This is a genomic window from Peribacillus sp. (assembly GCF_059453735.1).
This window is the reverse complement of sequence record NZ_JAZVJO010000393.1, coordinates 1-20862: the sequence shown is the minus strand read 5'-3', so window position 1 is coordinate 20862 and position 20862 is coordinate 1. Positions and strand designations below refer to the sequence as shown.

Here is a 20862-nt window from a genome sequence, read left to right as displayed (position 1 = left end):
GATTAACCGTCATGAGAAGGAACGTAATCATGTTATACCTGACTATGAAATAACTAATTTACACGAACTTTTCCCTATCTTAGCAAAATTAAAATAATTTTGTCGAAAAGGGTTTAGTTTTGAAAGCAGCGGGTATATAACTAGAATAACCACACCTTTGAAAAGAACGTTTAGGAGTGTTTAAAAAAGCAGCGGATGCCAGAAACATGGGGCATCCCCTGTTTTTTGTGGTATTTAAATCAGGATTCACCATAAAAGCAGTTTATTAGATGAATTTCGCTGAAAAGTCTGTAAATTTGGAAGGATTCGGTATAAAATATAAAGTATACAGAGAGGTGAGGGTTGTATGTCAAGCGCAGTGAAATTCAGAAATTTCTTAGGCAGAGAAAAAATACAAATGGAAGAAAAGCAGAATCAAGATGGGTCAACTTTTTTTAGAGCTGAGCAGAAGCTGAAGGATGGCTGGAAAGTTATTATTGGCTGTGCTTTTAATGAAAGAGGAGACATAGCTGATCTATTCTGTTTCAATGTAGCCGAAATTAAAAATCCAGAAAAGAAGACGGCTATCTATGAGCTTATTAATCAATTTAATACAGATTACCGATATTCTAAGTTTTATGAAGAGGATGGAATAGTATCCATTCGGTATTCTTATTTGGTTGAGGGTGAACTCAATGCAGATGTTGCTTTTAGAAAATTAATTATGCTGCTTGAAACAGCAGAAGAATCGTATCCGAAATTCATGGAAGTCATTTGGTCTTAAGCTTTTAGAAAAGTTCTTTTGCATGCAGAGGAGCTTTTCTTTAGTTTTAGAGAGTCATAAGTCCGATATGTTTGCATAAAAATAAATAGAAAGTCTGATAATGGGGTTGCATATCTTTAGAAAAGGGAATATAATTAATTCTGTTAAGTTTTTCGACAAGTTTCAACAATATATGCGGGTGTAGTTTAGTGGTAAAACCTCAGCCTTCCAAGCTGATGATGAGAGTTCGATTCTCTTCACCCGCTCCATAAAAAAATCATATATGCGGGTGTAGTTTAGTGGTAAAACCTCAGCCTTCCAAGCTGATGATGAGGGTTCGATTCCCTTCACCCGCTCCATACATATCACAACGCAGTTTTTCGTTACATATGAGAACGAAATATTGCGTTTTTTCTTTGTGCATACCATTATGGTGTGTTTTTTTTGTTTTCAATATTTGTAATAAACTTGGATTTTGCCTATAATTTAACTAATTGTCGGGGTGGAGGAAAATGAATGAGTGAGGTAAAGTTGGAACCGAAAGCTAATTGGCGGTCTTTTTTTGTACTATTAAAAACCGAGAAGCTCCCGATTGCAATGATTGTTTTTGTAATCGGATTAAGTCTGTTGGAAACAGGAGCCGCGTTAATTGTCCCCTTGTTTACAAAAGGACTTGTAGATCAGATGTCTGGAAGTGGAATAGAGACGGGCGTGATTATCCTGCTGCTGGCGGCATTTATTATTCAGACAGCAGCAGGTGGGTTTTCCTTTTATTTTTTAATGTATATCGGTGAGAATTTGGTCGCAGGTATTCGTCGGAAGTTATGGGACCATGTGCTGCGGTTACCTGTTTCCTTTTTTGATGCAAATCAATCGGGAGAAACGTTGAGCAGAATTACCCAAGATACAACTACAATTAAGACTGTAATAACCAATCATTTGGTTACGTTTATTTCGGGAATTGTCTCTATTATTGGATCTATAATCATATTATTTATGCTTGATTGGCGGATGACTTCTATCATGCTTGGAATCATTCCAATATCTTTACTAATTTTGATGCCGCTTGGAAGGAAGATGTATAAAGTATCTCGATCAACACAGGACGAGATGGCTTCATTCAGCGGGAACTTGGGAAGGGTCTTAAGCGAAATCCGATTGGTCAAATCCTATAACGGTGAGGCACTGGAAAAAGAGAAAGGGTTCTCAGGAGTCGGACAATTATTTCGTTTTGGATTAAAGGAAGCAAGAATTCAGGCCGTTATTTCTCCATTTATGACGACTATTATGATGATGATTCTGGTCATATTAATCGGTTACGGCGGAATTAGAGTAGCTTCAGGTGCGTTAACGGCAGGAACTCTTGTAGCTATTATTATTTATATGTTCCAAATTGTCGTCCCTTTCAGCCAGATGGCTTCCTTTTTTACTGCATTTCAGAAAGCGCTGGGTGCTACAGACCGGATTCAGCATCTGCTTAATTTAGAGCAAGAATCTTACGCGGGAAAAGAAGGAGTCATGCATGGTGATTTAACCTTTGAACAGGTTATGTTTTCGTATGAACACTCAAAACCTATATTGACTAGCGTGTCTTTTACAGTACCTGCAACTAGTACAATCGCATTAGTGGGTCCAAGCGGTGGTGGTAAAACAACTATTTTTTCACTGATAGAGCGATTTTATCAACCTGACAGCGGAACTGTTACAATAGGCGGTGTGAAAATCTCTGATATAGACCTTTCATTATGGCGGTCACAAATTGGCTATGTATCACAAGATAGTCCCGTTATGACAGGGACAATTAGAGATAATATCTGTTATGGAGTAGGCAGGGATATTACAGACGAAGAAGTTCGGCACGCGGCAAGCATGGCGAATGCTAACCGTTTTATTGAAAAATTGCCAAACCGTTATGACACTGAGGTTGGGGAACGTGGAGTTAAGTTGTCAGGGGGACAAAGACAGCGTATTGCGATTGCCCGGGCTATCCTGCGGGACCCGCGTATTCTCTTGCTTGATGAAGCAACATCTAATCTGGACAGTGAGTCGGAGCAGTTGGTACAGCATGCAATTAAGAACTTAATGAAGGGCCGTACGACATTAATTATTGCCCATCGGCTGTCCACAGTTATCGAAGCCGATCAGTTATTAGTCCTAGAAGATGGACGGATTACAGGGCGTGGAACGCATCATCAATTGTTAGAGAGCCATGTCCTTTATAAGAAACTAGCTTCACAGCAGTTGCAATTAGATATAGCGAGTGAGTAATAATAAACGCCCAAATTAAAAAAGGGCGTTTTTTCTTATGTACCATTCAGCAGGACAGGACTTGACAGGAACCTTCTCCGCCGTGTATCTGGAGAAACATGTTCATGAGTGAATGGGTCAACTGATTTCCTTCTTCATTAGAAATAGATGGTTTTAAATAGATAATTTGTAAGGCTTCAGTCGTTTCTTCTGTTACCTTGGTTCGGATTGAATCGACATATGGACTCCCAAATGGACCAATATCATCTGTCGAAGTAATCATATTATGTAATGAATTATTACGGCCATTTAATCCCGTATATTCTTCATTAGGATAACCAATCCTGAGAGTGATGCCTGTCTTAAGCTCAGCAAGATCATAAATGCCGATTGGAACTTCATATTGAAGGGAGAAAAAGTTATTTAAATCTATGGCTGAATGGACGGGCAGAAGATAATTCTGTTTTTTAATTCTTCTGTACAGAGCTTCTACAGAAGGTCGGTAACGTGAAGGATCGGTTCCGGCTGCTTTAAAAATTTGGCGCCATTCTCTAAGACCAGAAAAATCGGTCAGTTCTTTATCTTGCATGTCAAAATAAAGGGATTCCTGAAACAATTGCAGTCTCCCTTTAACCATTTGTGGTGATGGGCCTACTTCTATGCCGGAATATTGGATAATGCCGGCCTTAAAACCAGGGACTTGCTTACAGAGTTCAGGATGAATCGAGATTTCCATACGTTACACCTCCAAAAATACTTGAAAGTAGTTTATCATAGATACCAATGGTTTAAAAAGTTGTGGTTCCATTTGATAGTGATAGTAAGCAACGAAAAGAGGCATAATTTGTGGATTTTCAAGCACTTAAACAAGAAGTGATTTTATATAGTAAGGAAATTGGCATTGATAAGATTGGCTTCACGACAGCGAATACCTTTGATGAAATGAAAAATAGACTTCTGCGGCAACAGGAGCTTAACTATCAATCAGGTTTTGAAGAGCCTGATATTGAAAAACGGGTAAATCCTGCTTTGTTAGTACCAGAAGCTCGTTCTATTATCTCAATTGCGCTGGCGTATCCCTCAAAGCTGAAAAATCCTCCTCAAAGTAAAAGGGGAGAGCGGCGCGGAATTTTTTGTCGTGCGTCTTGGGGAACAGATTATCATACGGTGTTACGAAAAAAAATGGCACTGCTAGAAGAATTCCTGAAAGAGAAAGCACCAGAGGTAGCCATTAAATCTATGGTGGATACTGGAGAGTTGGTGGATCGAGCTGTAGCTGAGCGTGCGGGAATTGGCTGGAGCGGAAAAAATTGCTCAATTATTACACCGGAGTTTGGTTCATATGTGTATTTAGGGGATATCATTACGAGTCTTCCATTTGAACCGGATACACCCATGGAGGATCGCTGTGGTGAGTGCAATAAGTGTGTGGATGTATGTCCGACTGGAGCACTCGTTCAAGGTGGTCAGCTTGATTCGAGCAAATGCATAGCCTTTTTAACACAAACAAAAGGATTTCTTCCGGATGAATACCGAACTAAGCTTGGTAACCGTTTATATGGATGTGATACTTGCCAAACCGTTTGTCCCGAAAATAAGGGGAAGGACAACCACTTTCATGATGAAATGGAACCAGATCCTGAACTTGTTAAACCACTCCTGCGTCCGTTATTAACGATGAGTAATCGCGACTTTAAGGACAAATTCGGTCATGTATCTGGATCATGGCGTGGAAAAAAACCAATTCAACGCAATGCCATTATCGCTCTTGCTCATTTTAAGGATGAAACAGCATTACCGGAATTGATAAATCTAATAAGGAAAGATCCACGTCCAGTGATTCGAGGAACTGCGGCTTGGGCCATAGGGAAAATTGGCGGAGATGAAGCGTATCTGGCATTAAAGCAAGCTAAGAGTGAAGAACAGGATCAAGAAGTTCTCCAAGAAATTGAAAAAGGATTACAAATGCAGGATAAATAATGATTGGCTGGTCTCTCCACATAACTTTGGAGAGGCTTTTTTTATGAGATCGATATTTCCTTACCATTTTGAAACTTTTAACAAGCTGTCATTCATACATTGAAGTAAAAGATGACAAGGAGGAAGCAGATTGAAAGAGCAGCTAAAAGATTTACTGGCCGAGCGTGTGCAGCTTTTAGTTATTGATGGGGATGGTGAAAGCGGAAGCGATAGGTTAGTGAATAAACGGGCATGCCTTCGAACGAGAGATGCAGAAATTGTGAGGGTCCAAGCAATTGGACGTATTATAAATGATACAGAAAAGGGCAATGAACATTGGTTGGATTACCAGGTGCATTTTAAATATTTAATCAAGCATGGGACATTGTTTTATATTGAAGAGGAGCTGGAGCAGCGAAGAGCGTTATTTCATTCTGGAAAACTGAATGATGATTGGGAAATCCAACCTTCCTATCAAGAACGCGGCCCAGGTGTACCAGCTGTCGAATCAATACCTGCTCGACTAAACTATCAATATAGTCGATTAAAGGCAGTTCAATATGCAGAGCGTTGGTGGAATGAATTTAATCCTACCTATCCGAAATTCACGGACGATTGTTCAAGTTATATTTCTCAATGTCTTCATGCTGGAGGCATACCGATGTGGGGCAGTCCGAAGAGAAGCACTGGCTGGTGGATGAGCGGAACGGTATGGAGCTATAGCTGGACTGTTGCTAATGCTCTTCAGCAGCTTTTAGATAGGGGGCAGGGGATTCGGACGAAGGAAGTACAACGCCCAGAAGAGCTTGATTTAGGCGATATCATTTGTTTGGATTTTCAGGGTGACGGCCGGTTTGATCATTCGTTGATTGTTACGGCTAAGGACCAAAATGGCATGCCGCTTGTAAATGCACATACAACTAACAGCAGGCATCGTTATTGGGCGTATGAGGACTCTACGGCATACACACCAAATATTAAATATAAATTCTACTTAATATTGGACGGTACCTAAAGAACTTGTTCTGTTTTTTCAACGTTTATTTAGTGATATACTATGTGTTGAAGAAAAAACAAGAGGTGAAAAGAAAGTGTCCATACATGTAGTTTTATACCAGCCGCAAATTCCTGCGAATACCGGAAATATATCGAGGACTTGTGCAGCTACTGATACAACGCTTCATATGATCCGCCCTCTAGGCTTTTCAACAGACGATAAGATGTTGAAAAGAGCAGGACTTGATTATTGGGAACACGTGAAAATTCATTATTATGATTCATTAGAAGAATTTTTTGAGAAAAATGCAGGCGGAGAGTACTTTTATATAAGTAAATTTGGTGAGAAACCACATACCACTTTTGATTTTAGTGATCAAAATAAAGAGCATTATTTCATTTTCGGACGCGAAACCACTGGTCTTCCAAAAGATTTGATTCAAAATAACCTTGATCGCTGTCTGCGCATCCCAATGACGGATAAAGTACGTTCACTTAATTTATCCAATACCGCAGCTATTTTGGTATATGAAGCATTACGGCAGCAAGACTATCGCAATTTAGATATCATAATGAAAGATTGAATCTAACGTTGTGCGAGGATGTTGGTTTATCTTTGCACAACTGGATTCATTGGTGATTCTTTCGGGAACAGAAAAGGGAAGGATACTTCTGGAGGTGATGGTCATGAATAAATTAGTTGAAACGATTTTAGATCATCGATCAATTCGATCTTTTGAGGACAAGCTTCTATCAAAGGAACAAATTGAAACGATGGTTCTATGTGCTCAAGCAGCATCTACTTCAAGCTATATTCAAGCGTATACAATCATTGGTGTAACCGATCCTGGGAAGAAGGCTGCTCTTGCAGAAATTGCTGGGCCGCAGTCATATGTAGCGAAAAATGGTCATTTATTCGTATTTTGTGCTGACTTGCAGCGTCTTCAAAGAGCTGCAGAAATGGAAAATGCTAATGTGACGGAAGCACTTGAAAGTACAGAGAAGTTTTTAGTTGCTTCTATCGACGCAGCATTGGCCGCACAAAATGCTGCCATAGCAGCTGAATCAATGGGATTAGGTATTTGTTATATCGGAGGTCTGCGTAATAATCTGCCGGAAGTCTCGAAACTATTAGGGATTCCTAAAAGAGTCATTCCGCTATTCGGGTTAGTAGCTGGGTACCCAACGAATCCTTCTGCCAAAAAACCAAGGCTTCCTCTTGAAAACATTTATCATGAAAATGAGTATCAAAGTGACCCGGAAATTTTCAAAGAACAGTTAGAACAATATAACCGGATTATCCGATCGTATTATCTTAAACGGTCAAATGGTTTGCGCAAAGAAAATTGGACATGTCAAATGACGGCTATGCTTGGGAAAAAATCAAGGCTGTACATGAAGGATTATATCGAGAGCCAAGGGCTGAATAAACGGTAAAGAAAAGAGCTGCCAATAAAGTTGGCAGCTCTTTTATGTATTTATGCGTGTGGCTTATCGTTATAACCTGCGGTGAAGATTGCAGCTAAGAACGTAATAGAAACAGCAACAATAATGACTGTACCCATGTGGCAGCCCCCTTTGTATTGTATTGTCCCAAATTATAGTATAAAAATAGTATACCCCAATTTCCATCTGTTGTGAACGTGAGCAGCAGATTTTCTTTCATATTCAGTCTTTTCTTTTTCTCAATAGTTAACTAAACTAGTAATAAATAGAAAAATAAAAGATATGGAGAATAGTATGACAAGAATATTATACATAGAAGATGATGAGGATATAGGGAAATTATGTGAAGATGATTTAGCAGAGAGAGGATACTTAGTACATTGGCTTAAATCGGGAGAAGAAGCGCTATCGTTTTATGAAAATGTAGAAATAATCATTTTAGATGTGATGCTTCCTGGACTCGATGGTTTTACAGTAGGGCAGAGGCTTAAACAAAGATATCCACATACTCCGATTCTTATGCTATCAGCTCGTTCAAGTGTGGATGATAAACTGCATGGCCTGCAATTTGCAGATGATTACCTAACGAAACCCTTTCATCCAGATGAATTGGCCGCAAGAATTGAAGTTCTGCTCAGAAGAATAGGACAGATCACGGAGACGGAGCTTGAAATTGCTCATCTGAAAATTAATATCCATCAAAATCAAATTTTTGATCGTCGTACCAATCAAGAAATTCCCTTTACAGGGAAACAGTTTCGCATCTTTATGTATTTTCTGAGACACCCCAATCAGATTTTATCAAAGGAGCAGATTTATGAGGCGGTTTGGGGTGAAGAATTTATCGTTGGAGATAAGTCAGTGATGGTTCATATTCGGCACATCCGTGAGAAAATTGAAAAAAAACCGGGATCACCGGAAATTATTGAAACGATCCGCGGGCTTGGCTATCGGGTGCGGCAATGAGATGGTTTCAGTCATTATTAACGAGATATGTGCTAATTATTTTTCTGGCAATCATTATTTTGCCCTTTTCGTTCCCGTTGACTTCATTGCTGATGCTGCCGTTGAGAGAGGAAATGACTACTAGTTATCAAAGTGGATCTACTCTGGAAATAACCGTAAAAAAAACGGCTAAAGAGCTGGATGGTGCAGAAATACCGGATGTGGATCAACAGGTGAAAACCATACAAGAGTCTTATAAAGAGGCTGATATCTTTTGGGTAGACGCCGAAGGAAGGACTCGCCAAAATGCTCATCAGAAAGATATTCCTGAGATTTGGTCAGCAGGTTATACAGTCGAGTTTATGAAGAAAAATCGTGGTTCTGATGCAGATCCATATACGCTGGTTACGATGCTGGGGAAAGATAACAAGCAGGGATTCATTGTTACGCAGGTTCCGAGAGATCTTATGAAAACCAACGATGAGTTAGTATATCAAAAATACAATCTCCTCTGGGTAATCGGTATATTTATCATCCTATGCGGCTTTATCTTTATTTCATTTATTTTCTTCTATCGCATTCGTAAACGGTTACTAAGGGTTCAACATGCAATGACAACACCAACAGAGAATGGGGTTCCTTCGCCGTTAATCATTGAAAAAAGAGACGAAATTGGCCAATTAGAGAATTCTTTTAATGATATGATTGGTAAGTTGGAAGCGAGTCGTGAGCGGGAAAAAGAGGAAGAGGAATTGAGGAGACAGTTAATTGCAAATCTATCTCATGATTTACGTACTCCTTTAACAACAATAAGGGGACATGCGTATCGCCTTAAAAAAGAGCCATTAACGAATCAAGGACATTCTTCCTTAGCATCTATTGAAGCTAAGGTGGACTACTTGGGACAATTGATTGAGAACTTAATGAGTTATACATTACTTTCCTCTGGAAAATACCCGTTTCATCCGGAACGTATAGATGCAGCGAGAATCGTCCGATCCTCAAGCGCTGCTTGGTACCCAGTCTTTGAAAAGGAAGGATGTATCATTGAATTAGATATTATCGATACGCCAATTTTTTGGACAATAGATCCTCAATGGTTTGAACGAGTACTAGATAATTTATTTCAAAATGTCAATCGTCATGCGGTTTCTGGTAAGTATATCGGGATCACCTTTAATCATCTGGGTCTTAGTGTGATTGACCATGGAAAGGGAATAGAAGGGCATTCATCAGCAAGAGGTGCAGGCATTGGCTTATCGATTGTAACTATGATGCTAAAGACTATGAATTTAGATTTGGCCATTAAAAGTGATGACTCAGGAACGACGATTACCATTCAACCTCCTCATGGATTTGAAAAAGTACAGGAAGACTGCTGACTCTATTGTGTCAGCAGTCTTTTTAAGTATGTTTAATGGTTTCTTAAACAGAATTTAACCTTTCTAATATCTCCTTTTAACCTAGGCATTTTATGCTTAATCTAGAGGTGAGATGTGTGGAAAAGTTTATAATTCAAACAAAGGGATTAACGAAGACATTTAAAAAGAAAAAAGTTGTAGAGAACCTTGATTTACAAATTAAGCAGGGAGAAATTTATGGTTTTTTAGGGCCTAATGGTGCTGGGAAAACAACTACGATTCGAATGTTACTCGGGCTTGCCAGACCGAGCAGTGGAACAATTGAAATGTTCGGGAAGAACCTGCAGGATAATAAATCTTTTATTTTGAAAAAAACAGGTTCACTGGTAGAGTCGCCGTCTTACTATGGTCATTTATCAGCTTATGAAAACTTAGAGGTGCTTCGTAGACTTCTAGAGTTACCCAAAACAAGAATCGATGAAGTGCTCTCGATTGTTCGATTAAACAGGGAAGCGACACGTCCAGTTAAGGGTTTTTCTCTTGGTATGAAACAACGGCTCGGTATTGCTGCGGCCATGCTTGGAAATCCTGAGCTTTTAATTCTTGATGAACCGACAAATGGACTCGATCCATCTGGAATCCATGAGATCCGCGAATTAATTAGGTCATTGCCGAAGGAGCATGGCACAACGGTTCTTGTTTCGAGTCATCTATTATCAGAAATCGACCTGATGGCTACCCAGCTTGGAATCATTGCGAAAGGGCGTTTAGTTTTTCAAAACTCTATTGAAGAAATAAGAAAAAGATCGATGAGTCGAATAGGCTTCCATGTTAACGATCCAGAAGCAGTCAGGATGTTAATCAATAGCAGTCATGCTGTAAATGAAGAAGGGATTGTGTATGTAGACTATCTTGCAGATGCAAAAGTTGCTGCAATGGTTGACGTAATTATCAGTCACAAGTATGAGATATACCGAGTTCAAGAAGAAAAGCAATCCTTAGAAGAAATTTTCCTAACCATTACAAATGGGGAGGCAAGTCTTTAATGATTCGTTTTCTTTTAATAGATACCTTAAAGATGAAGAAAAAGTGGGTATGGTTTCTTGTGTTTCTTGGACCAGCGGGAGTAGTGGGTTTAGAGGCATTTAATTTTCTGCTTCGGTATGATTGGCTGACTAAGCAATATCAGGATGACCTATGGGGCGGGTTAATTAATGAATCAAGGATACTTGCTGTTCCTGCGTTAATGATGGGACTAGCTATTGTTGCTTCTATTTTGGCTGGTATTGAGCATCAAACAAATTCTTGGAAACAGATGCTGGCTCTGCCAGTTTCAAAATGTAGTTTGTTTACTGCGAAATTTATGCTGCTTACGTTCTTGCTGTTTATTTCCTGCACATGCTTAGGACTTGGGCTTATTTGTTTAGGATCATCGTTAGGTTTTGGGACTAAGATTCCGTTAGTATACCTTTTGAAAATCTCCTATTATCCGTTTCTTGCGGCATTGCCTTTTGCAGCTCTGCATACGTGGCTTTCCATTGTAGTAAAAAATCAAGCAATCGCACTGACATGTGGGATTATCGGAACAATTCTATCTTTATATGGGGTCATTATGCCTGATTGGGTTCCGTATAAATGGCTCTTTCTTGAAAACAGCTGGGGAAAGTTCGAGTATTCAGCTGCAGCCGGAGTATTGACAGGACTCTTAGTCTATCTAGTTGGCCTTCTGGATTTTTACCGAAGGGATGTGCTTTAAATGCTTCGGATGTTTCATGCAGAGCTGCTCAAGATGCAGAAATCTTCAATATGGTGTTTAACATTGGTGAGTCCGTTACTTGCTGCGTTAATAGGTCTAGGAATTGCCATCGAAGGTCCTTTTCAATGGGAGCAGTTAATGGTTCATATGAATATCACTCATTCAGTTTTATTTCTGCCGCTTTTAGCGGGAATCTTTTCAAGCTGTTCATGCCGATTTGAGCATATAGAGGGAGGGTGGAAGCAATTGCTTGCACAGCCAGTATCCCGGGGTGTAGTTTATACAGCCAAGTTTTTGATCGTTGCATTACTCCTTATGTTGACCCAGCTGTTATTCTTGGCCGTTCTATTGATAACCGGTTGGATAAAAGGGTTTCCAGGAGATATTCCTTGGGAATTATTCCTTTTGGGTGTTGGTGGATCGCTGCTTGCTAGTTTGCCGCTGGCAGCGCTGCAGCTTTTCGTTTCTACTATTTGGTCAAGTTTCGCCGCACCAATGGCATTAAATGTGATTTTTACACTGCCCAACATTTTAATTGTGAATTCGGAAAAATTTGCTCCTTATTATCCTTGGGCACAGCCTTTTCTAGCTGCTTTTTCATGGACAGACAAAGCTGGAGGATTGCCAGTTTTTGATGCAACGTTATATGGGGTGGTTGTGAGTAGTTTTTTTCTCTTTTTCGTTAGCGGTTTTACGTATTTCCAAAGAAAAGAAGTGTAATCTGGCACACCGAAAACAACCTTTTTCTGTTCCTTATTCATGTTTAGGCAAATCCAAGCATAGATTAAAGTAGTCTCTGAAAGGTAACAGGGGGAGGTACTGAAAATGGATATATTAAGAAAGATTGGCAGGTTTCGAGAAGAAGAGCAAAAGCTAAAATGGGAAGGTACCTTTGCAGAATATTTGGATATTATCCAAAAACAGCCGCTGGTTGCTCAGTCTGCACATTCACGTGTGTATAACATGATCAAAGATGCTGGAATTGAAGAGGTCAATGGCCATAAAAAATACAATTTTTTTAGTGGACAGCTGTTTGGATTGGAAGAATCATTAGAGCGTTTAGTTGAAGAATATTTCCATCCTGCGGCAAAACGTCTTGATGTTCGTAAACGGATTTTATTATTAATGGGACCGGTATCTGGAGGGAAATCAACTCTTGTTTCATTATTAAAACGGGGGTTAGAATCGTATACCCTTCAGAGTCAGGGTGCCATTTATGCTATTAAAGGCTGCCCCATGCATGAGGACCCTCTTCATTTAATTCCGCATATCCTTCGAGATGATTTCTTTGAAGAATATGGAATTCGAATTGAAGGGAATTTATCACCACTCAATTTAATGAGACTCGAAAAAGAGTTTGGAAATCGAATTGAGGACGTATTGGTTGAACGTATTTTCCTTTCTGAAGATAAACGGATTGGAATAGGTACCTTTAGTCCTTCTGATCCTAAGTCTCAGGATATAGCCGATTTGACAGGAAGCATCGATTTCTCAACCATAGCCGAATTTGGTTCTGAATCAGATCCACGAGCTTACCGTTTTGATGGAGAGCTGAATAAAGCAAATCGCGGGATGATGGAGTTTCAGGAAATGCTGAAGTGTGATGAAAAGTTCCTCTGGCATCTATTGTCACTAACGCAGGAAGGTAATTTTAAAGCTGGCCGTTTTGCGTTAATTAGTGCTGATGAATTAATTGTTGCCCATACAAATGAAACTGAGTATAAATCATTTATTTCAAATAAGAAAAACGAAGCCCTTCATTCACGGATTATCGTTATGCCTGTTCCATATAATTTGAAGGTGACGGAAGAAGAAAAAATTTATGAGAAAATGATTCACGAAAGTGATGTTTCAGAGGTTCATATTGCCCCGCACACATTAAGAGTAGCAGCAACTTTTAGTATTTTAACTCGCTTAAAGGAACCTAAAAAGGGTGATATCGATTTAGTTAAGAAGCTCCGTCTCTATGATGGAGAAAATGTAGAAGGGTTCAATTCTTCTGATATTGCTGAATTGAAGAAGGAATACCAGGATGAGGGCATGAGTGGAATTGATCCACGTTATGTCATTAATCGAATTTCATCGACGATCATCCGAAAGGAAATACCATCCATTAATGCATTGGATGTATTATTATCTTTGAAGGATGGACTTGATCAGCATCCTTCTATCAGTGCAGAATTACGGGATAAATACTTGAACCACATTTCCGTTGCCCGTAAGGAATATGATTCTATTGCGAAGAATGAAGTCCAAAAAGCATTTGTCTATTCGTATGAGGAATCGGCTAAAACAATGATGGATAATTATTTAGATAATGTTGAAGCATATTGCAATAAATCCAGATTACATGACCCGCTGACAGGAGAAGAACTTTCACCTGATGAAAAACTAATGCGTTCTATTGAAGAACAAATTGGCATTTCTGAAAATGCTAAAAAAGCATTTCGTGAGGAAATCTTAATTCGAATCTCTGCTTATGCCCGTAAAGGCAAACGGTTCGATTACAATTCCCACGATCGCCTTCGTGAAGCCATTCAAAAGAAATTGTTCGCTGACCTTAAGGATGTGGTTAAAATCACAACCTCAACCAAAACACCAGATGAACGACAGCTTAAGAAGGTTAATGAAGTAGTCGCACGTCTTATTGAGGAACATGGATACAACTCAACATCTGCCAATGATTTATTGAAATATGTTGGAAGTTTATTAAATCGCTGAGAAAAAAACCTGCCAGAACCCTGGCAGGTTTTTAGCTGATAAGGAATCTAGATAACTAAATAACTACCATCCTAAAGGTTATTTATGGTAATATTTTCTTATAAATCTTGTTTGGGGGTAATATGATGAGTGTGGTAGCTGAATTACATGAATTAGCGAAAAAAATGAACGATAATCCTGTGCATATTCAAGATCAAAAGAATCGAGTATTTCAAGTGGAATTAGATGAAAGCGGAACCATTCAAATGATTCTTCAAGATGGGCAGGTAGTTGTTGTTGAAAATCCGAGCAAAGAGCCCGATGTAACACTAAAACTATCGGATAGTAATTTTTCGAAACTCTTAAAAGATGAATTAAATACTACCCTCGCTTTTATGACCGGCAAGTTAAAGCTTGATGGTCAAATGGGTCTTGCCATGAAGCTCCAAGAAATTTTAAAACAATACCAATAATAAAAAAACAGTCCTTTTTACGAAAAGGGCTGTTAAAGGAAGAATTCATTATTTTTCAGTTCGAACATGTAATCCATTTTGTTCGATTAATACCGTAATAAGCTGTGGAGAAATTTTTTCGGGATGATACTCAATTTTTATTTCGCCGTCATCAACATCAATCATGGCGCGCTCTATTCCATCAGTTTGCTGCAAGATTGTTTGGATATTTTGAATTGGACCGTCAGTGGTGGCTTCCTTTACATACATTGTTGTAGTAAGCATCGTTTGGTTCCCCCTTTTCTGGATACACATAATTAACTATACCCAAAATAAGGAAATGTATGTATAGGGATGAGACAATATTTATTAGTAAAACCAAGTCTTAATAGTATTTCTTTAACTTGAACAATAAGCCTTTTCATTATTACAGCCGTTATTTTTGGAAGGTATTATTTTAATTGCATTATTCCGATCAGACAGAATGAAAGATGATATTCCTATGGGTCCCGCCTACTCTTAAAAATGAGGGGTCCGGATTGAATCCCGGCAATACCGGATTAACGATTTGACTCATCGAATGACATCCTTCCTTGATAATGTAGTTTGGCAGGTAGAATTACAATGATATATATGAATTACAATGCTTGCTTTTCATTGACAAACTCAAGGAAAGTAGCAAGGATGAGGTAAGAGGAAGTCGCTCCTGGATCTTGGAAGCCAATCGAACGTTCTCCCAGGCGGCTTGAGCGGCCAATTTTTGCTATCAAGTCTGCAGTAGAATTCATCCCTTTTTTCGCTGCGTCAACTGCTTTAGGAAACGCTTCCAAAAAATCCGTTGAAGTGCTTGCTTGTAAAGCATCGAGTGCCGGGTCAAGAGTGTCAATCATGGTCTTGTCTCCGACTTTCGCTTGTCCACGTTCTTTTATGCCATTAATAAATGCCATCCAGTAATCAACCAAGTCTTGGTCGGTTAGTTCTGACTTTTGAGCCACAGCCTTTCCACCCCGGAGGAATCCTGTTGCATATAGCGGTCCTACTGAGGAACCCACGGCATTCAAAAAAGTCATTCCGATGGTTGAACTGATCTTTCCACAATCAGTTTCACTCGTAAGTTCGTTATTCAGTTTCTGGTTAACTGCCTGCCAGCCGATCGACATGGTCACTCCATGGTCACCATCACCTAATTTGCGATCAAGCTCACAAAGATAGTCTTTTTCTTTTTCAATCACTTCGACTACGAGTTTAAAGTAATCAATAAATTCAGCTGCTGTTATTTGCATAGTCTTAGGCCTCCTTACTTCTGGACAAACATGGGAGTATCTACCGGATGGTCGATCATGGTTTTCAGCTCGTTGTCCAATTTTGTAATGGTAATTGAACATCCACCCATTTCAAGGGAAGTGATATAATCCCCAATATAAGAACGGTAAATTTTAATGCCTTTTTCTTGAAGAATTTGTTCTACTCTTCTAAACATAATGTAGAGTTCCATGTTTGGAGTGGAGCCGAGGCCATTCACTAATACAGCCACTTCTTCTCCTTCGTTTAGAGGCATGTCTTCCAGGATTGCTCCCAGAAGCTCGTCAGCCACGGCATTGGCTGTCTGAAGCTTTACCTTCTTGATTCCCGGTTCACCGTGGTGTCCCAGGCCGATTTCCATTTCATCATCATTTAATTCAAAGCTTGGCTTGCCTGTTTGAGGCAATGAACATGGTGTTAAACCTACACCCATCGAGCGGGTATTTTCATTTGTGTTCCGAGCAATCCTTGCAACATTTTCAAGGGAATACCCAAGGTCCGCTGCTGCCCCAGCTGTTTTGAATACGAAAAGTTCTCCGGCAATGCCGCGGCGTCTATGTTTCTCTTCTATAGGAGCCGAGGCAACATCATCATTGCCAAGGACCATTTCTACTTTGATGCCTTCCATATCAGCGAGCTCAGCCGCCATACCGAAGTTCATGACATCTCCTGCGTAATTTCCGTAAAGGTAAACCACTCCTGCACCCTTATCGATTGCTTTTGTCACTTCTAGGATAGGCGAAGGAGGCGGGGATGCAAAAATATTGCCGACTGCAACGCCATCTGCCATACCGTCACCGACATATCCTAAAAACCCAGGTTCATGTCCTGAACCTCCACCGATCAGTACGCCTACCTTTCCCTCACGTGTAGGCCTTGCAGTAACCAATGCCCGATCATTTTCTGGGAGAACTTTGATGTAATTAGAATGTGCTTTTAGATAGCCATCAAGCATTTCTTCAACGACATAAGTCGGATTGTTAATAAGTTTTTTCACTTAAATTGCTCCTTTCAAAAAACGTATTGTAAGCTCTAAATCTCCATTTATATAAAACTGCGATGTTATGCTTTTACTTGATTCATCCCTAGAATCGGGTATAATTCTTTCTTTACGTACTTTCCAATATCTGCGATGGTCTCAGTTGTTTTCAATTGTGCTTCCGGAGTTTCTTCTTCCACCATGATCCAGCCTTTATAACCGCCCTCTTTAAGTACCTTTACGCAGCCAGCAAAATCAATATCACCTTCACCCATCTTCTTCCACTCGTAATTTACGGAAGCATCTTTGAAGTGAACATGTTTTATGAGCGGCAGATATTCTTTGAATATCTTCACGGCATCCATACCGCCAAAAGTAATGTGCCCAGCATCCGGAGTATATCCCATATATCTCGGATCAAGCCCTTCAAGGAGTATTCTGTAATCATCCTCAAATCTCCAATAAGAGGTCTTATAGGAAATAGGGTGCATGGAAGTGGTAATTCCATTTTCAAACGCATGCTTTCCAAGTTCATTCATTCCCAAAATGATTTCCTTTTGTCTCTGAGCCAGATTGTCACGGTTCGGCCCGACCCTGGAAGGCACATTCATGATTGCCCCTGGGAAATGTTTTAAATAATTTATGTAGTAATCAGCTTTTTCTTTTTCCTCCAAAGATTGCTTTCCTCCTATGAATGCCATCGGAAGTGTTAGTGCAGCTAGTTCAAGGCCTCTATTATCAAGTTCCTCTTTTAACAGCGCAGGATTATGCTGATAACGCCCAAGCAGCGTCACTTGCATGTCGAGCCCCGTAAATCCACCTCCTTTGACATCATCCATAATTTTATCCAGCATATCTGATTCAATATCATAATCCAGCATCCAGGTAGAACCTTGACATCCGAATTTAACGTTCATCCTCAATTCCCCCTAAAAAGTGCTTGATGAGCACGCTTCCAATATTTTCAATTTTTAAAATTATTTACTTTATCATATTCAGATGCAAGCATGAAGTCAACATTTTTCTTCTAATCAAAAGACAACGAAAATTATTGATTGAAAATGATAACAATAAACTAATAATATTTTATTTTTTGTTGATAACAGGGTGAAAAACACTTACTATTTAATTTATATATTCAAAACTCAAAGGACGGAAAAATTATGAAAATGTTTGTAACCGAAAGAAGAAGCAAAATTATTGAATTATTGAATGAAAAACAGCGTTTGACAGTCTTGGAGCTTGCAAACAGCCTGGGTGTGTCAGAAGCTACCCTTCGTTCCGATTTAAATAAAATGGAAAAGGAAGGTCTACTGACCAGAACACACGGAGGTGCTATTCTTAATGAAATGAAAAGTAGTGAAACCAGTTTCTCAGCCCGAGTCAAAAGGAATCAAAAGGAAAAATCACTAATTGCTGAAAAGGCTTTTCACTTTATTGAAAAAGAACAGTGCATTTTATTGGATGCAAGTTCAACTACACTTGCATTGGCTCGTTACTTAAAGGATCAATCCATTCGCCTTACCGTTGTCACTAGCAGCATCAAGACTGCCATGGAATTAAACGAAAGCCCTCATATTACGGTTATTCTCATCGGTGGGATGATGACGAAGGGTTCATCTTCCATTGAGGGGATAATGGGGGCTAATATTTTGGATCAGGTTAATATTGATATTATGTTTACATCAGCTAATGGTTTTACTCCGGAAACCGGGATGAGTGACTTTAATTTATATGAGGTCCAGCTAAAAAAGGATATGGTAAATAAAGCGAAAATGGTCATCGCTCTGATTGATCATACGAAAATTGGATTTAACTCGAGTGCTGTTTTTGCAAAAACTGACCAAATTGACACAATTATCACAGACCTTGTTATGGATGAGGAAACTCTTAATCATCCATCGTTAAAGGGAATTAATATTATTGTCACTTCTGAATAAAAAAGATTTCTTCTTCGACTTGCCCCCAAAAGAATAGCAGAGCGGAAACGCCTTCATTCCAAGGGTTCATAAAGATTGAATCCTTGGAATGAAGGCCGGCCATGCTCCCTTGCTGCTTAATCACAGCTGGTTCCCGCTGCACCATTTTCAAGATGGCCTAAAAAGGAATTCTCTTTTTGAATAATTTTATTTACCTTTCTTTCAGACCCGCCGGCCCAATGGGAATTTATATATGCTTCAGCAACTTTCTTTCCGACTTCAATCCCTATGATTTGTGCACCCATTGTTATAATTTGGGCATTGTTGCTTAGCTGCGCCCTTTCTGCTGAATAAGTATCATGTGTAAGGGCTGCACGAATGCCTGGATATTTTCCTGCGGCGATTGCAACACCAATACCTGTACCGCATATTAAAATCCCGCGTTCAACTTTTTCCTTAGTAATCGCATCTGCCACTTCAAAAGCCACATCAGGGTAATCAATGGGATCTTTTGCATAACATCCGAAATCTAGAACGGTATGGCCCCTTTCTTCTACGAATCTCTTAATCTCTTCCTTGAAGTCAAACCCGATGTGATCACTGCCAATGCCTATCCGCAATTTCAATACCCCCTTCAATTTTCCATTTCTTAAATAAATATTATTATATTTTTTCGTTTAATACAAGAATGCTTTCATTTATTTTCATTAAATCACTAGAATTTATTCGTTAGTTTATTGATAATCGGGAGTTTTAGTGTAATATTTACTGCTATTACTGTTATTTCTTTATAGTTTTATCATTTCATTTCATAATTTTTTTTATTTTATCATTTTGTGTACAAATCGAAACTTTTAATCTAAAATAGTATTAAATTAATACTATAAAGGAGGTTTTGGAATGAAAGTAGGATTTATTGGGGTAGGCATCATGGGAAAACCCATGGCAAGAAACATTATTAATAAAGGGTATGAAACCTATCTATTTGATGTAAACAAGGCTGCACTCTCTGAATTAGAAAAGGATGGAGGCTTTGGTTGTGAATCCGTGAAGGAAATATCGGAAAAATCCGATATCCTTTTTACAATGCTGCCAGCAACCATACACGTGCAACAGGTTTTATTTTCAGATGAGGGCGTAGCAAGAAGTGCGAAGCCAGGAACAATTGTTATTGATATGAGTTCTGTCTCCTATGACGACTCTAAATCCTTCTCGGAGGGATTGAAAGAGTTTGGAATTTCTTTTCTTGATGCACCGGTAAGCGGAGGAGAACCGATGGCTATTGAAGGAACTCTTTCAATTATGGTTGGTGGAAACGATGGAGAATTTAATAAAGTATTGCCGCTATTCCAATGCATGGGAACTAATGTCGTCCATGTTGGAGAATGCGGAGCAGGATCCATCGCAAAACTGGCTAACCAAATTATCGTGAGTATCCACCTTGCTGCATTATCAGAAGCGGGAGTTTTCGCCAGTAAGGCAGGCATAGACTTGAATAAGTTATACCAAGCAATCAGGGGAGGATTGGCTGGAAGCGCCGTAATGGATGCTAAAATGCCCAAAATTATCGAAAGGAATTTCAAGCCTGGTGGACGAATTGAAATTAACTTTAAGGATTTGAATAATGTCAAGGCAACGGCTGCTACATTTGGTGTTCCTTTACCTATTACGACCCAGGTTAGGGAAATTTTCAGCTCCCAGGTTGCCAATGGTAATGCAATGAAGGATCATTCACATATTATTGACTTTTTTGAAGTAATGGCAAATCATCAAATTCCAAAAGCATTATCTATAAGTGAGTAAATTTTCATTGGACAATCAAATATGGTTGGCAATAGAAGTTCTTGTGTTCATAATGGTGAGCGATTGACTATGAAGGAACTTCTGCATATATCCATTTTAATTGGTTAAATTATGTAAAAACGGGTATAGAAAAACAGAGGTGATTTTAATGAGTAAAAACGAAGAAGTCCCAGAAAATAGTTCGATGGCTCCAGATATGAAAGAAATGAAGAATCTCGGCAAGCAAATGGAAAATTTACGAACAAACGAGGAATT

The 20862-nt window shown here is 39.2% G+C and carries 22 protein-coding genes and 2 tRNA genes; 17 read left to right on the top strand and 7 right to left on the bottom strand.

What is annotated here, in order from left to right; all coding sequences use genetic code 11:
- Positions 1-346 precede the first annotated feature (346 nt).
- From AC52RT_RS13000 to AC52RT_RS12985, 4 genes are all read left to right on the top strand, one after another.
- On the top strand, positions 347-763 hold the full coding sequence (locus AC52RT_RS13000; protein ID WP_340848469.1) for a YbjN domain-containing protein: 417 nt from the start codon (positions 347-349) through the stop codon (positions 761-763).
- A 174-nt stretch (positions 764-937) separates the two neighbouring features.
- Positions 938-1011: transfer RNA gene (locus AC52RT_RS12995), tRNA-Gly, on the top strand.
- 16 nt (positions 1012-1027) lie between these two features.
- Positions 1028-1101: transfer RNA gene (locus tag AC52RT_RS12990), tRNA-Gly, on the top strand.
- A 157-nt stretch (positions 1102-1258) separates the two neighbouring features.
- Entirely contained in the window at positions 1259-3010 is a 1752-nt protein-coding gene (locus AC52RT_RS12985; protein ID WP_495541135.1) for an ABC transporter ATP-binding protein, read from the top strand.
- A 46-nt stretch (positions 3011-3056) separates the two neighbouring features.
- On the opposite strand, the gene AC52RT_RS12980 is transcribed toward AC52RT_RS12985, so the two are convergent.
- Positions 3057-3725 carry a B3/B4 domain-containing protein gene (locus tag AC52RT_RS12980; RefSeq protein WP_495541134.1) on the bottom strand — a complete coding sequence of 223 codons (669 nt, stop codon included), beginning with the start codon at positions 3723-3725 and terminating at the stop codon, positions 3057-3059.
- Positions 3726-3835: 110 nt separating this feature from the next.
- On the opposite strand from AC52RT_RS12980, the gene queG reads away from it, so the two are divergent.
- From queG to AC52RT_RS12925, 11 genes are all read left to right on the top strand, one after another.
- On the top strand, positions 3836-4969 hold the full coding sequence (gene queG / locus AC52RT_RS12975) for a tRNA epoxyqueuosine(34) reductase QueG (RefSeq protein WP_495541133.1): 1134 nt from the start codon (positions 3836-3838) through the stop codon (positions 4967-4969).
- A gap of 130 nt (positions 4970-5099) precedes the next feature.
- On the top strand, positions 5100-5963 hold the full coding sequence (locus tag AC52RT_RS12970; protein WP_495541132.1) for an amidase domain-containing protein: 864 nt from the start codon (positions 5100-5102) through the stop codon (positions 5961-5963).
- Between the two features lie 76 nt (positions 5964-6039).
- Positions 6040-6528, top strand: a complete 489-nt coding sequence (gene trmL / locus AC52RT_RS12965; RefSeq protein WP_495541131.1) for a tRNA (uridine(34)/cytosine(34)/5-carboxymethylaminomethyluridine(34)-2'-O)-methyltransferase TrmL — start codon at positions 6040-6042, stop codon at positions 6526-6528.
- Positions 6529-6631: 103 nt separating this feature from the next.
- Complete coding sequence (nfsA, locus tag AC52RT_RS12960; protein WP_495541130.1) at positions 6632-7381, top strand: oxygen-insensitive NADPH nitroreductase; 750 nt, start codon at positions 6632-6634, stop codon at positions 7379-7381.
- Positions 7382-7684: 303 nt separating this feature from the next.
- A complete protein-coding gene (locus AC52RT_RS12955) occupies positions 7685-8356 on the top strand; it encodes a response regulator transcription factor (RefSeq protein WP_495541129.1) in 672 nt (223 codons plus the stop codon).
- On the top strand, positions 8353-9717 hold the full coding sequence (locus AC52RT_RS12950; protein WP_495541128.1) for a HAMP domain-containing sensor histidine kinase: 1365 nt from the start codon (positions 8353-8355) through the stop codon (positions 9715-9717). Before AC52RT_RS12955 ends, AC52RT_RS12950 begins: the two co-directional genes overlap by 4 nt.
- 116 nt (positions 9718-9833) lie before the next feature.
- Positions 9834-10742: an ABC transporter ATP-binding protein gene (locus tag AC52RT_RS12945; protein WP_495541127.1), complete on the top strand. Its 909-nt coding sequence runs from the start codon at positions 9834-9836 to the stop codon at positions 10740-10742.
- Positions 10742-11452 carry an ABC transporter permease gene (locus tag AC52RT_RS12940; protein ID WP_495541126.1) on the top strand — a complete coding sequence of 237 codons (711 nt, stop codon included), beginning with the start codon at positions 10742-10744 and terminating at the stop codon, positions 11450-11452. Before AC52RT_RS12945 ends, AC52RT_RS12940 begins: the two co-directional genes overlap by 1 nt.
- Entirely contained in the window at positions 11453-12172 is a 720-nt protein-coding gene (locus tag AC52RT_RS12935) for an ABC transporter permease (RefSeq protein WP_495541125.1), read from the top strand.
- 105 nt (positions 12173-12277) lie between these two features.
- Positions 12278-14173 (top strand): PrkA family serine protein kinase, encoded by a 1896-nt coding sequence (locus AC52RT_RS12930; RefSeq protein ID WP_495541124.1) that lies wholly within the window; start codon positions 12278-12280, stop codon positions 14171-14173.
- Positions 14174-14298: 125 nt separating this feature from the next.
- The gene (locus AC52RT_RS12925) at positions 14299-14625 is read left to right on the top strand and encodes an SCP2 sterol-binding domain-containing protein (RefSeq protein WP_040372627.1); all 327 of its coding nucleotides are present in this window, start codon (positions 14299-14301) and stop codon (positions 14623-14625) included.
- A 48-nt stretch (positions 14626-14673) separates the two neighbouring features.
- On the opposite strand, the gene AC52RT_RS12920 is transcribed toward AC52RT_RS12925, so the two are convergent.
- The 4 genes from AC52RT_RS12920 to AC52RT_RS12905 all read right to left on the bottom strand — a co-directional run bounded on the left by AC52RT_RS12920 (position 14674) and on the right by AC52RT_RS12905 (position 17802).
- Entirely contained in the window at positions 14674-14889 is a 216-nt protein-coding gene (locus AC52RT_RS12920; RefSeq protein WP_495541123.1) for a heavy-metal-associated domain-containing protein, read from the bottom strand.
- A gap of 353 nt (positions 14890-15242) precedes the next feature.
- Entirely contained in the window at positions 15243-15887 is a 645-nt protein-coding gene (gene dhaL / locus AC52RT_RS12915) for a dihydroxyacetone kinase subunit DhaL (protein WP_495541122.1), read from the bottom strand.
- Positions 15888-15901: 14 nt separating this feature from the next.
- The gene (locus AC52RT_RS12910) at positions 15902-16903 is read right to left on the bottom strand and encodes a dihydroxyacetone kinase subunit DhaK (RefSeq protein WP_495541121.1); all 1002 of its coding nucleotides are present in this window, start codon (positions 16901-16903) and stop codon (positions 15902-15904) included.
- Between the two features lie 65 nt (positions 16904-16968).
- The gene (locus AC52RT_RS12905; protein WP_495541120.1) at positions 16969-17802 is read right to left on the bottom strand and encodes a sugar phosphate isomerase/epimerase family protein; all 834 of its coding nucleotides are present in this window, start codon (positions 17800-17802) and stop codon (positions 16969-16971) included.
- A 246-nt stretch (positions 17803-18048) separates the two neighbouring features.
- Between AC52RT_RS12905 and AC52RT_RS12900 the strand changes: the two genes are divergently transcribed.
- Complete coding sequence (locus AC52RT_RS12900) at positions 18049-18825, top strand: DeoR/GlpR family DNA-binding transcription regulator (RefSeq protein ID WP_495541119.1); 777 nt, start codon at positions 18049-18051, stop codon at positions 18823-18825.
- Here AC52RT_RS12900 and AC52RT_RS12895 read toward each other — a convergent pair.
- Together AC52RT_RS12895 and rpiB are read right to left on the bottom strand one after the other, a co-directional pair.
- Positions 18812-18949 (bottom strand): hypothetical protein, encoded by a 138-nt coding sequence (locus tag AC52RT_RS12895; protein WP_495541118.1) that lies wholly within the window; start codon positions 18947-18949, stop codon positions 18812-18814. The two genes, AC52RT_RS12900 and AC52RT_RS12895, sit on opposite strands and share 14 nt — an antisense overlap.
- Positions 18942-19424 (bottom strand): ribose 5-phosphate isomerase B, encoded by a 483-nt coding sequence (gene rpiB / locus AC52RT_RS12890; RefSeq protein ID WP_495541117.1) that lies wholly within the window; start codon positions 19422-19424, stop codon positions 18942-18944. Before rpiB ends, AC52RT_RS12895 begins: the two co-directional genes overlap by 8 nt.
- Before the next feature lie 280 nt (positions 19425-19704).
- Between rpiB and AC52RT_RS12885 the strand changes: the two genes are divergently transcribed.
- A complete protein-coding gene (locus tag AC52RT_RS12885) occupies positions 19705-20607 on the top strand; it encodes a 2-hydroxy-3-oxopropionate reductase (RefSeq protein WP_495541116.1) in 903 nt (300 codons plus the stop codon).
- The last annotated feature ends 255 nt before the right edge of the window (positions 20608-20862 follow it).

Bases quoted from the DNA above. Each gene is read 5' to 3' on its own strand.
- AC52RT_RS13000 (WP_340848469.1), top strand. From the start codon at position 347: ATGTCAAGCGCAGTGAAATTCAGAAATTTCTTAGGCAGAGAAAAAATA.
- AC52RT_RS12985 (WP_495541135.1), top strand. From the start codon at position 1,259: ATGAGTGAGGTAAAGTTGGAACCGAAAGCTAATTGGCGGTCTTTTTTT.
- AC52RT_RS12980 (WP_495541134.1), bottom strand. From the start codon at position 3,725: ATGGAAATCTCGATTCATCCTGAACTCTGTAAGCAAGTCCCTGGTTTT.
- nfsA (WP_495541130.1), top strand. From the start codon at position 6,632: ATGAATAAATTAGTTGAAACGATTTTAGATCATCGATCAATTCGATCT.
- AC52RT_RS12955 (WP_495541129.1), top strand. From the start codon at position 7,685: ATGACAAGAATATTATACATAGAAGATGATGAGGATATAGGGAAATTA.
- AC52RT_RS12950 (WP_495541128.1), top strand. From the start codon at position 8,353: ATGAGATGGTTTCAGTCATTATTAACGAGATATGTGCTAATTATTTTT.
- AC52RT_RS12940 (WP_495541126.1), top strand. From the start codon at position 10,742: ATGATTCGTTTTCTTTTAATAGATACCTTAAAGATGAAGAAAAAGTGG.
- AC52RT_RS12935 (WP_495541125.1), top strand. From the start codon at position 11,453: ATGCTTCGGATGTTTCATGCAGAGCTGCTCAAGATGCAGAAATCTTCA.
- AC52RT_RS12930 (WP_495541124.1), top strand. From the start codon at position 12,278: ATGGATATATTAAGAAAGATTGGCAGGTTTCGAGAAGAAGAGCAAAAG.
- AC52RT_RS12925 (WP_040372627.1), top strand. From the start codon at position 14,299: ATGAGTGTGGTAGCTGAATTACATGAATTAGCGAAAAAAATGAACGAT.
- AC52RT_RS12920 (WP_495541123.1), bottom strand. From the start codon at position 14,889: ATGCTTACTACAACAATGTATGTAAAGGAAGCCACCACTGACGGTCCA.
- dhaL (WP_495541122.1), bottom strand. From the start codon at position 15,887: ATGCAAATAACAGCAGCTGAATTTATTGATTACTTTAAACTCGTAGTC.
- AC52RT_RS12905 (WP_495541120.1), bottom strand. From the start codon at position 17,802: ATGAACGTTAAATTCGGATGTCAAGGTTCTACCTGGATGCTGGATTAT.
- AC52RT_RS12900 (WP_495541119.1), top strand. From the start codon at position 18,049: ATGAAAATGTTTGTAACCGAAAGAAGAAGCAAAATTATTGAATTATTG.
- AC52RT_RS12885 (WP_495541116.1), top strand. From the start codon at position 19,705: ATGAAAGTAGGATTTATTGGGGTAGGCATCATGGGAAAACCCATGGCA.